General features: G+C 72.4%; 10 protein-coding genes. 8 read left to right on the plus strand and 2 right to left on the minus strand.

Annotated features, from left to right (window positions below):
- Window positions 1-162: 162 nt before the first annotated feature.
- The 7 genes from V5P93_RS13195 (at window position 163) to V5P93_RS13225 (ending at window position 7,019) form a co-directional block, all read left to right on the plus strand.
- Window positions 163-1,629 (plus strand): S1 family peptidase, encoded by a 1,467-nt coding sequence (locus tag V5P93_RS13195; protein WP_104480337.1) that lies wholly within the window; start codon window positions 163-165, stop codon window positions 1,627-1,629.
- Window positions 1,630-1,748: 119 nt separating this feature from the next.
- The gene (locus tag V5P93_RS13200; protein WP_104480514.1) at window positions 1,749-2,723 is read left to right on the plus strand and encodes a LysR family transcriptional regulator; all 975 of its coding nucleotides are present in this window, start codon (window positions 1,749-1,751) and stop codon (window positions 2,721-2,723) included.
- Between the two features lie 196 nt (window positions 2,724-2,919).
- Entirely contained in the window at window positions 2,920-4,116 is a 1,197-nt protein-coding gene (locus tag V5P93_RS13205) for an acyl-CoA dehydrogenase family protein (RefSeq protein WP_245931387.1), read from the plus strand.
- Complete coding sequence (locus tag V5P93_RS13210) at window positions 4,116-5,135, plus strand: s-methyl-5-thioribose-1-phosphate isomerase (protein ID WP_104480335.1); 1,020 nt, start codon at window positions 4,116-4,118, stop codon at window positions 5,133-5,135. Before V5P93_RS13205 ends, V5P93_RS13210 begins: the two co-directional genes overlap by 1 nt.
- Window positions 5,132-5,851: an acireductone synthase gene (mtnC, locus tag V5P93_RS13215; RefSeq protein ID WP_104480334.1), complete on the plus strand. Its 720-nt coding sequence runs from the start codon at window positions 5,132-5,134 to the stop codon at window positions 5,849-5,851. Before V5P93_RS13210 ends, mtnC begins: the two co-directional genes overlap by 4 nt.
- The gene (gene mtnB / locus V5P93_RS13220) at window positions 5,848-6,453 is read left to right on the plus strand and encodes a methylthioribulose 1-phosphate dehydratase (protein ID WP_104480333.1); all 606 of its coding nucleotides are present in this window, start codon (window positions 5,848-5,850) and stop codon (window positions 6,451-6,453) included. Before mtnC ends, mtnB begins: the two co-directional genes overlap by 4 nt.
- On the plus strand, window positions 6,453-7,019 hold the full coding sequence (locus V5P93_RS13225) for an acireductone dioxygenase (RefSeq protein ID WP_104480332.1): 567 nt from the start codon (window positions 6,453-6,455) through the stop codon (window positions 7,017-7,019). Before mtnB ends, V5P93_RS13225 begins: the two co-directional genes overlap by 1 nt.
- A gap of 167 nt (window positions 7,020-7,186) precedes the next feature.
- Here the strand turns inward: V5P93_RS13225 and V5P93_RS13230 are convergent, their stop codons facing one another.
- Both V5P93_RS13230 and V5P93_RS13235 read right to left on the minus strand, forming a co-directional pair.
- The gene (locus V5P93_RS13230) at window positions 7,187-7,858 is read right to left on the minus strand and encodes a DUF305 domain-containing protein (RefSeq protein ID WP_104480331.1); all 672 of its coding nucleotides are present in this window, start codon (window positions 7,856-7,858) and stop codon (window positions 7,187-7,189) included.
- 63 nt (window positions 7,859-7,921) lie between these two features.
- Window positions 7,922-8,695 (minus strand): lytic polysaccharide monooxygenase, encoded by a 774-nt coding sequence (locus V5P93_RS13235; protein ID WP_104480330.1) that lies wholly within the window; start codon window positions 8,693-8,695, stop codon window positions 7,922-7,924.
- A 534-nt stretch (window positions 8,696-9,229) separates the two neighbouring features.
- On the opposite strand from V5P93_RS13235, the gene V5P93_RS13240 reads away from it, so the two are divergent.
- Window positions 9,230-11,290, plus strand: coding sequence for a type IIA DNA topoisomerase subunit B (locus V5P93_RS13240; RefSeq protein WP_104480329.1), 2,061 nt, complete (start codon window positions 9,230-9,232; stop codon window positions 11,288-11,290).
- The last annotated feature ends 24 nt before the right edge of the window (window positions 11,291-11,314 follow it).

Here is an 11,314-nt window from a genome sequence, read left to right on the forward strand (position 1 = left end):
GCGTCCGCCTACTCCGAACGTGTCAGGGCGTGGAGCTGGGAATCGTTATGGGGATCTGTGATCTGTCTGCCCTGCTCACGCCGCATTTACCGTTGGTTCACCGCCGCGTCCCCGGCGGTCGGGGCGAGCCCCCCGAACCCTGCACCGAGGAGTCACCCAGCCATGCGCAGACCACGGACATCACCGCTGATCGCGGTGGTCTTGGCTGTCCCGATCACGGTCGTCGGCCTGACGACCGCCAACGCCGCGCAACCCGCGCAACCCGTCGCGGCACCACTGGCGGCCGCCCCCGCCGTGCTCACCGCGCTGTCCCGCGACCTCGGCCTCGCACCGGCCCAGGCGGTCGCCCGGCTCGACGCCGAGCGGACCGCCACCAAGGCCGACCACCAGGTCCGCGCCACCCTCGGCGGCGACCTGGCGGGCACCTGGTTCGACGCCGCGCGCGGCGGGCTCGTCGTCGGCGTGACCAGCGCGTCCGCCTTCGCCGAGGTCCGCGCGGTCGGTGCCGAGCCGCGGCTGCTCGCCCGGTCGGCCGCCGCCCTCGACGCCGCCAAGACCCGCCTCGACGCCGCCGCCGCGGGCGCGCCCGCGCTGCCGGGCTGGCGGGTCGACCAGGAGCGCAACGCGGTCGTGGTCAAGCACGCGCCCGGTGCCGAGTCCAAGGCCCGGGCCTGGGTGAGCGCGGCCGGGGTCGACCAGTCCGCCGTGCGGTACGAGTCGAGCACCGAACGCGCGCGTCCGCTGATCGACGTCGTCGGCGGCAACCGGTACTGGACCAGCAAGTACGGCTGCTCGGTCGGCTTCTCCGTGCAGGGCGGCTTCATCTCCGCCGGGCACTGCGGCAAGGTCGGCGAGACCACCACCCAGCCGGGCGGCCGGTTCGACGGCTCCACCTTCCCGGTCGACGACATGGCGTTCATCCGCACCAGCGCGGGCGAGACGCCGATCGGCGCGGTCAACGACTACAGCGGCGGCCGGGTGGCCGTGGCGGGCGCGCAGGAGGCCCCGGTCGGCGCGTCGATCTGCCGCTCCGGCGGCACCACCGGCTGGCACTGCGGCACCATCCGCTACCGCAACGCCACCGTCGACTACGGCTCGCAGGTCGGCAAGGTCTACGAGGCCATCGAGACCACCGCGTGCGCCGAACCCGGCGACTCCGGCGGCTCGGCGATCTCCGGCCAGCAGGCCCAGGGCGTGACCTCCGGCGGGTCCGGCGACTGCAAGGGCGGCGCGGCGACGACGTACTTCCAGCCGGTGCCGGAGATCCTGAGCAGGTACAACGTCACGCTGCTGACCTCCGACGGCCCCGGTGAGCCGCCGGGCGGCCAGTGCGGCACCGCCACCACCGGCTCGGTGAACCAGGGCGGCACGGTCTACGAACCGCGCGCCACCGGCTCGTACCAGGCCGCCGCGGGCAAGCACACCGCGTGCCTGGCGGGCCCGTCCGGCAGCGACTTCGACCTGTACCTGGAGAAGCAGTCCGGCACCCGGTGGAGCACCGTCGCCACCAGCGCCGGGCCGAGTGCCACCGAGAAGGTCGACTACACCGGCACGGCGGGCCGCTACCGCTGGCGGATCAACGCCTACCGCGGCTCGGGCGCGTACACGCTGGAGGCCAAGACCCCCTAGTCGACCTCTCACCGACCGGAGGGGCCCGCGGACCGCGGGCCCCTTCCCAGCGCGCGCGCACCGGAGGTACCGTCGCTGAACCGCCGGTCGCTCGCGGTCCGGCGGGGATGGAGGACCCCGTGGAGCTAGAGATCCGCCACCTGCGCGCGCTGGCCGCGATCGACGACACCGGCAGCCTGACCCAGGCCGCGCGCAGGCTCGGCATGTCCCAGCCCGCGCTTTCCGGTCTGCTGCAACGCATCGAACGCACCGTCGGCGGCAGGCTCTTCTTCCGCGCCGAGTACGGCTGCCTGCCCACCCCGCTGGGCGCCGAGGTGCTCACCGAGGCCCGCGTCGTGCTCAGCGGCATGTCCGCCATCGCCGAGCGCGTGGGGGAGTGGTCCAGGCGCGGCCTGCCGTCCGACCCCCTGCGGGTCGGCGGCTACTGCGGTTTCCTGCACGTCGTGGTGTGCCGGTGGCTGCGGGAGCAGTCGTGGTGCTCCGGGGTGAGCGTGCAGGAGGACATCGACGAGCGGATCAGCGTCGACAAGGTCGCGATCGGGGCGCTGGACCTGGCGCTGGTGTACCGGCCGCCGTTGGCCGGGATCACCGTGCCCCCAGGGGTTTCCAGCGTGCTCGTGCACCCGGCGGAGCCCGTGTTCGTGGCCTTGGCGCACGACCACCCGCTAGCCGGGCAGGCGCGCCTCAAGCTGGCCGACGTCGCCGAACACCCGTGGATCGACGACGCGCCGGGCACGACGCGCTGGTCGACCTTCGTCACCCAGGTGGCACACGAGAACGGCGTCGTGTTCGACCAACCGCACAGCACCCAGTGCCTGGCCACGATGCTGGAACTGGTGTCCGCGGGCCTGGCGGTCGGTCCGGCCCTGGCGACCAGCCGGGACCACCCGGGGTCGATCGTGATCCGCCCGATCGAGGACATGCCGATGCACCAGGAACTCCGGCTGTTCTACCGCCAGGGCACCTCGGTGGCCGCGCACATCGAGGAGATCAACGAACAGGTCCTCGCCTTCTACCGCCGCCGCCAGGGTTGCAGCACGGCGTACGACTCCTGGTGGCGCGACCGCGGCGCGGACCTGGCCCTGACCGGCTAGGGAGTTGTGCCACGGCCCCGCGGCGGCCCTGGAACCGGATCCCCCTCGGGTCCGCGAGTCCGGTCAGCCCGGAAACCGGCGCGATCTCGCGTGTGGCGCGGCATGGCGAGATCCCACCGCCATACAACTCGGGTCACACCGTCCTTCCCCCATCCCACATGCCGGTTCCCCCTTCGTCGCCCGGCATACTGCCTTGGTGACAACTGGCAGCGAAGGCGTGGCGGACCGACAGCGGTGGGTGGCGGTCGCGCGGGACGTCGCCGCCCGGTTGGCCGCCGACGCGGTCGAGCGGGAGGCCAAGGGCGCCGAGCCCGTGGCCGAGGTCGCCCTGCTCCGCGAGTCCGGCCTGCTGCCCCTCATGATCCCCACTGCCGACGGCGGGCACGGCGCGGACTGGACCACCGCGCACGCCGTCCTCGCCGAGGTCGCCGCCGCCGACGCGTCGGTCGGGCACCTGCTCGGCTACCACTACCTCCACGTCTGGCGCACCACCCTCTTCGACCGCCCCGACGCCACCACCGCCGCCAACCGGGCGACGGCCGCGCACGGCTGGTTCTGGGCCGGTGTCGCCAACCCCCGCGACGACGCGCTCGTGCTGTCCACTCACGACGGCGGCTACCTGGTCAACGGGCGCAAGTTCTTCGCCACCGGCGCCAGCGTCGCCGACCGGCTCGTGGTCAGCGGTCACCACGAGGCGAGTGGCCGCAAGCTCACCTTCACCCTCGACGCCGCCGCGCCGGGCATCCGGTACCTCGGCGACTGGGACAACCTGGGCCAGCGCCTCTCCGCCAGCGGCGGCGTCGAGTTCACCGACGTCCACGTCCCCGAGTCCGCCGTGCTCGGCGCCCAGCCTGCGCCCGGCGAGCCCCGCGCCAACCGCGATTCCCTTGCCGCGCTCGGGTTCCAGCTCGTCCTGAGCCGCGTGCTGGTGGCCGTCGGTCGTGGCGCGCTCGCCGAGGCCGCCCGCTACACCCGCGACGTCTCCCGCGCCTGGCCCGCCTCCGGTGTCGAGCGCGCCGCCGACGACCCGCACACCCTCGCCGCGTACGGCACCCTCACCGCCCGCCTCGACGCCGCCGAACTCCTCGTCGACGCCGCGGCCCGCGCGTTCGAGGCCGCGGCGGCCGACCCGGACCTCGGCGCCGAGCGGCGCGGCGAGACGTCCGTGCGGATCTCCGCCGCCAAGGTCGTGTCGAGCGAACTGGCCACCGAGATCGGCAGCCGGGTGTTCGAGCTGACTGGCGCCCGCGCCACCGCCGCCCGGTACGGCCTCGACCGGTTCTGGCGCAACGCCCGCACGCTCACCCTGCACGACCCGGCCGTCTACAAGGCCACCGAGGTCGGCAGGCACCTGCTCACCGGCGAGTTCCCCGCCCCCAGCGGGTACAGCTGATGTCCCCGACCCTCGACCGCAGCGTCCGCCTCACCGAGGACGCCGTGATCATCCTCGACCGGCGCCGGTTCCCGTTCGAGCGGGTCTGGGTGCGCTGCGCCACCGCCGAGGAGGTCGCGGTCGCCATCGAGGACATGGTCACCCAGTCCTCCGGCCCCTACTACGCGGCCCTCTACGCCATGGTCCTCGCCGCCCGCGCGCACGCCCACCTGCCCGCCGCCGCGGCCCGCGCCGCGCTCGGCACCGCGGGCGACCGGCTCATCGCGAGCAGGCCCACCAACAACCACCTGCGCAAGGCGGTCGCCGCCGTCCTCGCCGAGGTCGACTCGGGCGACGACCTGGTGGCCGCCGCGACCCGGGGCGCCGAGGCGGGCGACGCGCGCTACCGCGCCGACAGCCGCGCGCTCGGCGAGCACAGCGCCGCCCTGCTGCCCGACGGCGCCCGCGTCCTCACCCACTGCTGGGCCGACGCGTACCTCATCGAGACCGTCGCGGCCGTCCAGCGGGCGGGCAAGGACGTCTCCTTCGTCTGCACCGAGACCCGCCCCTACCTGCAAGGGGCCCGGCTGACCGCGGAGACCCTCGCCGAGATGGGCGTCGACACCACGCTCATCACCGACGGCATGGGCGCGTCCGTGCTGTCGGCGGGGATGGTCGACGTCCTGCTGACCGCCGCCGACCGCGTCACCATGGACGGGCACGTGGTCAACAAGGTCGGCACGCTGGGCCTGGCGGTCGCCGCGCACGCGTTCGGCGTGCCGTTCCTGGCGCAGGTGCAGGCCCCGGACCTGGCCGCGCGGACCGCGGCGGACGTGCCGATCGAGCACCGCGACGGCGAGGAGGTCAAGCACACGCTGGGTGCGCGCACCGCCAGCGCCAGGGTGCGCGGCTTCTACCCGGCCTTCGACGTCACGCCGCCGCGCTTCGTGCGCACCGTCGTCACCGACCGCGGGCCCTTCGCCCCCGACGCCCTGGCCGCTTACCACTCGGCCGTCTACAACCGGAGAGAGCAACCGTGACCGACACGCTGTCCGCCCACTGGGTCGTCCTGGACATCGAGGGCACCCTGATGCCGACCGCCGGTGTCCACGTCGTCCTCTACGACTACGCCCGGCCCCGACTCGGTCCGTGGATCGATGCCCACCCCGACGACCCGACCGTGCGCTCGGCCGTGGCCCGCACCAAGGCCGAGGCCGGGCTGCCCGACTCGGCGACCACCGCCGACGTCGTCGCCGTGCTGCACGGGTGGATGTCCGCCGACCGCAAGGCCGCGCCGCTCAAGGACCTGCAGGGCCTGATCTGGCAGGACGGTTACGCGCGCGGCGACCTGGTCTCCGAGTACTTCCCGGACGTGGTGCCCGCGCTGCGGGCCTGGGACGCCGCGGGCCTCAAGCTGGCCGTGTTCTCGTCGGGTTCGGTCGCGGGCCAGATCGCGTCGTTCTCCACGACCACCGAGGGCGACCTGACCAGGCTGTTCCGCCACCACTTCGACACCGTCAACGCGGGCCCGAAGCGCGAGTCCGCGTCGTACGCGGCCATCGCGGAGGGCATCGGCGGACCGGTGCCGTCCCGGATCGTGTTCCTGTCCGACGTCCCCGCCGAACTCGACGCCGCCGCCGAGGCGGGCTGGCAGACCGTCGGCCTGGCCCGCGACGGCGAGCCGTACGCGTCGGCCGACTTCGGCGCGCACCGGGTCGCCAAGTCCTTCGACGAGTTCCGCGTCGTGCCCGGATGACCGCGCTGGTCACCGTGGGCCGAGCCCTCGCCGCCGAGGCCGCCCGCTACACGGACCTGGGCTGGATGCGCGGCACGTCGGGCAACCTGTCGGTCACCCTGGGCCGAGACCCCCTGCGGCTCGCGGTGACGGCCAGCGGCCTGGACAAGGGCGAGCTGACCGCGCACGACGTCGTCGAGGTCGACGAGGCCGGGGAGGCACTGCCCGGCCAGCGGCTGCGCCCGTCCGCCGAGGCGGGCCTGCACGCGCGCATCGCCCGCGTCGCGGGTGCGGGCGCGGTGGTCCACCTGCACGTGCTGGCCCCCGTGGTCGCCGCTGAGCGCTGGCCCGACGGCATCGAACTGCGCGACCTGGAGATGCTGAAGGGCTTCGGCCGCGCCGCCCACGACGACCTCGTGCGGGTCCCGGTCGTGCCGAACTCGCAGGACATGGGTGTGCTGGGGGACGCGTTCGAGGCCGGGTACGACCCGGCGACCCCCGCACTGGTGGTCGCCCGGCACGGGGTGTACGTGTGGGGGGACGACCTGCTCGAGGCGCGGTGGCGGGCCGAGTGCCTGGAGTGGCTGCTGCGCTTCAAGACCGCGATCGAAGGAGGCCGGTGATGACCCTGCTGACCATCTGGGCCGACGACGACCCCGGGGTGGAGCTGACCCGCACGTCCGATGTGGAGGAGATCACCGCGACCCTGGGCGCCCTCGGCGTCCGCTTCTCGCGGTGGCCGGTCGTCGACCTGCCCCCGAACCCGACCTCGGACGAGGTGATCGCGGCCTACCAGGCGCGGGTGGACGAGGTGAACGACCGCGAGGGCTACACCTTCGTCGACGCGGTCACGATGACGCCGGAGGATTCCGCGGAATGGCGTTCGAAGGCCGCGACCGCCCGCGCCAAGTTCCTCTCGGAACACACCCACGACGATGACGAGGACCGGTTCTTCGCGCGGGGTTCGGGAATCTTCTACCTGCACATCGACGGCAAGGTCCACGCCGTGCTGTGCACCGAAGGCGACCTGCTGAGCGTCCCGGCGAAGACGACGCACTGGTTCGACATGGGCACCCGCCCGGACTACGTGTCAATCCGCTTCTTCCACGACGACGACGGCTGGGTGGCGGACTTCGTGGAGAACTCCATCGCCCACAACTTCCCGACCTACGACCAGATCACCGCCTGATTCCCGGCCTCGCCCGCGCTCAGCCGGACGGACCGGTCCTGCTCCCGGGCCCGGTTCCGCCGGTGGCCGGGGAATGGCGTGATCGCGCTCAACCGGATGTGACAGCTCGGAAATGACAGCGGTGCCCCTGTTCGACAGAACAGGGGCACCGCTGATCCTGGACCGGACTACTGCGAGAAGTTCAGCAGCTGCTGGATCTGCGCCGTCCGGGACTTCACGACCTTGTCGGCGAACGCCTTCACGTCGGCGTTCGCGCCGTCCTTCTTCTCCGTCAGGGCGAACTCCACCGCGTTGTGCTGGTGGCCCGTCAGGATCGTCACGAACTGCTTCTCGAACTGGCCGTCCGGCTGGGCGTCCAGTTCGGCGATCGTCTGGGGGTCGGTGAGCGGCATGCCGCCGTGGTGGGCGTGCGCGCTGGGGTCGCCGCTGACCTCCACGGGCTGCTTCCAGTCGGTGAGCCACTTGCTCATCTGGCTCACCTCCTGCTCCTGGGTCAGCCGGATGGCGTCGGCCAGGTTGCGCACGTCGGCGCGCACCTGGTGCTTGTCGGCCAACTGAACCAGCTCGATGCCGCGCTTGTGGTTGGCGATCGCCATCTGCAGGAACATCACGTCGGCGAGGTTCCAGTCACCGCCGACGGCAGGCGCCGCCGCCGCGCTCGCGCTCGCCGCGCCACCTGCCGGAGCCTGGGCCGACGGCGACGCGGGGGAACTCGACGTGGTGGCGGCGCCATGACCGGCGTGGCCCGCAGGATCAGCGTGTCCGGCGTGGCTGTCGCTGCCGCACCCCGCGACCAGCAGGGTGACGCAGGCGGCGACGGCTACCAGCGGACGTCTCATGCGTGCCTCCTCATGAGGGGACCCGGCCCGGGCCCGCCGAGACCCGGGCCGGGTTGCCACTGGTTACGCCTTGGCCCAGAGGGCGGGCGTGGTGCTGGGCTCCCAGCCCGCGATCGCGGTGTGGCCCTGGAGGCAGCGGTAGCTGCCGCCGTTGTAGGTCACGGTCGCGCCCGTGGCGTAGCTCGTGCCCGCGGCCCACGTGCCGGTCTGCGGCGGCGTGGTGGTGGTCGGGGGCGTGGTGGTGGTGGGCGGGGTGGTCGTCGTCGGCGGCGTCGTGGTCGTCGGCGGCGTGGTGGGCGGGGTGGTGGGGCCACCGCCGCCGACCTGCAGGTCGACGCAGCTGTAGAACGCCATCGCGGTGTCGGCGATGTTCCACACCGCGAGCAGCTTGATGCGGCCGCTGCGGCCACCCAGGTTCACGTTGTGCGTCTTGGTCGCACCCGGCTGCTTGCCACCGTCGTTGAAGACGGCGATGCGCTCGCCACCGACGAAGTACTCCCAGGTGGTGGTCGCGTGCCGGGCGGTCAGCGTCCAGGTGAAGTCCACCGAGTTGCCGACCGAGGCCGCGGGCCACGCCTTCGAGTCGTCGTTGAGCTGGGCGAACTGGGACAGTCCACCGTTGCAGCTCTTGAGGCCCTTGGGGCCCTCGACGCTCTGGGGCTCGTAGATGATCTGGCCGCAGTTGCTGACCTTGCCCGCCGCGCAGTTGGCCTGGCGGCTGGGCGGGGAGCTGATGTACCCGTGCGCGGACGCGGGGCCCGCGGGCAGGGCGACCATGAGCAGGGGTGCGATGCCGACCCCGGCCGCTGCCGCGGCGATCTTGCGCGTGTGCTTCATATTCAGTGCTCCTCCACTTGTGTGGACGGCGTTTCCGCCGGTCGCGGCTAGCGACCGGCGCAGGGGGGAAACGGGGAGCAAGGGGACGCTCGCCTCCCGTCGGGCGTACGGCCGGACCCGGACGCCGGAGGGTGAAACTGGTGTTGCTGTGGTCTAGACCATAAACGCGGCCTCGATCACCCGTCAAGACGACGACTACCGGCCGCGCGGCGGTAAATTCACATATCGTTGCCAATGTTTCAAGCCCCGGTCAATGGACCGTACGGCGCATGTCATCACCAGTGGGGCCGCTGTGGACCGCCAACCGGCCTCCCGGTGGCGACCGTTCGGTCGCATCGGCGGACCGGGCCGCCCGGACTGGACCAATGCCCACCATCGAATCCGACTATTCGCCCCGCGGGCGCCCGCGGCGGGCGCGATCCCGACCCGCACCGGCGCGCTTACGCCTGGCCGTCGGGTCGGCCGGATACCCTCCGGTACCTTGGGACACCTGTTCGACCAGCACCACGGACCAGAATCCAGGAGAGCGACCCAGTGACTGCCGAGACCCTCTACGGGGCCGACGACCTGACGCATCTGGAGGGTCTGGAGGCCGTGCGCAAGCGGCCCGGCATGTACATCGGCTCCACCGACAGCCGGGGCATCAACCACCTGTTCTCCGAGATCGTCGACAACTCCACCGACGAGGGCGTCGCGGGCCACGCGACCAGGGTCGAGGTCACCCTGCACCCCGACGGCAGCGTGCAGGTCGACGACGACGGGCGCGGCATCCCGACCGGCGTGCACGCCAAGTCCGGGTTGTCCGGTGTGGAGCTGGTGCTCACCCGGCTGCACGCGGGCGGCAAGTTCGGCGGCTCCGGCTACAAGACCTCCGGCGGCCTGCACGGCGTCGGCGCGTCCGCGGTCAACGCCCTGTCCCACCGCTTCGACATCACCGTCAAGCGCGACGGCAAGGTCCACCGGATGTCGTTCGCGCACGGCGCCCCCGGCGTCTTCGACGGCGACGGCCCCAAGGCCCCGTTCACCCGCCAGTCCGGGTTGGACGTCGTCGGCAAGACCCGCCGCAACGAGTCCACCGGCACCTCGATCCGCTACTGGTACGACGCCCGCTACTTCGAGAACGGCGCCGCCCTCGACGTCGACGCGGTGCGGTCGAAGATGCGCAACACCGCCTTCCTGGTCCCCGGCGTCACCTACGCGCTGCGCGTGCCCCGCGCGGACGATCCGGACAAGTTCGACACCGAGACCTTCCACTTCCCTAACGGCCTGGTCGACATGGTCGACTACCTGGCGCCGTCGAGCGAGAAGCCGGTCTCGGGCACCATTCTGATCACCGGCGAGGGCACCTACCAGGAGAACGCGGCCGACGAGAACGGCGTCATGCGGTCCAAGGTGGAGCGCCGCGCCGAGGTCGAGGTCGCCCTGCGCTGGGGCACCGGCTACGAGCGCACCGTCGAGTGCTTCACCAACACGATCCGCAACATGCACGGCGGCACCCACCGCCGCGGCTACGAGCGGGCCGCCGTGCGGGCGCTGCAGGAGGCGATCACCAAGACCCGCGGCCTGCTCAAGCCCAAGGAGGACCCGCCGACGCTCGACGACGTGCTCGAGGGCATGACCGCGGTCGTGCACGTGCGCATCCCCGAGCCGCAGTTCACCTCCCAGACCAAGGACGAGCTGTCCACCGCGGGCATCACCAAGGTCATCCAGGGCGTGGTCGAGCGCAAGCTGCGCGAGTGGACCGAGGACCGGCGCACCAAGGCCGAGGCCAAGGTCGTGCTGCAGAAGATCGTCGACGCGGGCCGGGTGCGGATCGCGCAGAAGCAGCAGAAGGACGCCGCCCGGCGCAAGACCGCGCTGGAGGGCGCGGCCATGCCCGCCAAGCTCGTCGACTGCCGCACCACGGGCCTGGCCCGCAGCGAGCTGTTCCTGGTCGAGGGCGACAGCGCGCTCGGCTCGGCGCGGATGGCCAGGGTGTCGGAGTACCAGGCCCTGCTGCCGCTGCGCGGCAAGATCCTCAACGTGCAGAAGGCCAGCCTGGCCGACACCCTGCGCAACGCCGAGATCGCCGCCATCGTCCAAGTGCTCGGCGCGGGCACCGGCCGCACCTTCGACCTGCCCGCGATGCGCTACGGCCGGGTCATCCTGATGGCCGACGCCGACGTCGACGGCTCGCACATCCGGACCCTGCTGATCACCCTGTTCGCCAAGTACATGCGCCCCGTGATCACCGACGGCAGGCTCTACGCCGCGATGCCGCCGCTGCACAAGATCACCACCAAGGGCCGCGGTGCCGAGACCATCTTCACCTTCACCCAGCGCGAGATGGAGACCACCCTCGCCCGGCTGGAGAAGGCGGGCAAGCAGGTCGTCACGCCCGTGCCGCGGTTCAAGGGCCTCGGCGAGATGGACGCGGACGAGCTGTGGGAGACCACCATGAACCCGGCCACCCGCTCGGTCCGCCGGATCACCCTCGACGACGTCGAGGCCGCCGAGACCGCGCTGGAGCTGCTGATGGGGGAGAAGGTCGAGCCCCGCCGCAACTGGCTGGTCGAGTCCGCCGCCCGGGTGGACCAGTCGGCCATCGACGCCTGAGTCATCGAAGCCGCCACGAGAGAG

The sequence above is a fragment of the Actinokineospora auranticolor genome (assembly GCF_041897805.1).
Classification (GTDB): Bacteria; Actinomycetota; Actinomycetes; order Mycobacteriales; family Pseudonocardiaceae; genus Actinokineospora; species Actinokineospora auranticolor.

Bases quoted from the DNA above. Each gene is read 5' to 3' on its own strand.
- V5P93_RS13195 (WP_104480337.1), top strand. From the start codon at position 163: ATGCGCAGACCACGGACATCACCGCTGATCGCGGTGGTCTTGGCTGTC.
- V5P93_RS13210 (WP_104480335.1), top strand. From the start codon at position 4,116: ATGTCCCCGACCCTCGACCGCAGCGTCCGCCTCACCGAGGACGCCGTG.
- mtnB (WP_104480333.1), top strand. From the start codon at position 5,848: ATGACCGCGCTGGTCACCGTGGGCCGAGCCCTCGCCGCCGAGGCCGCC.
- V5P93_RS13225 (WP_104480332.1), top strand. From the start codon at position 6,453: ATGACCCTGCTGACCATCTGGGCCGACGACGACCCCGGGGTGGAGCTG.
- V5P93_RS13230 (WP_104480331.1), bottom strand. From the start codon at position 7,858: ATGAGACGTCCGCTGGTAGCCGTCGCCGCCTGCGTCACCCTGCTGGTC.
- V5P93_RS13235 (WP_104480330.1), bottom strand. From the start codon at position 8,695: ATGAAGCACACGCGCAAGATCGCCGCGGCAGCGGCCGGGGTCGGCATC.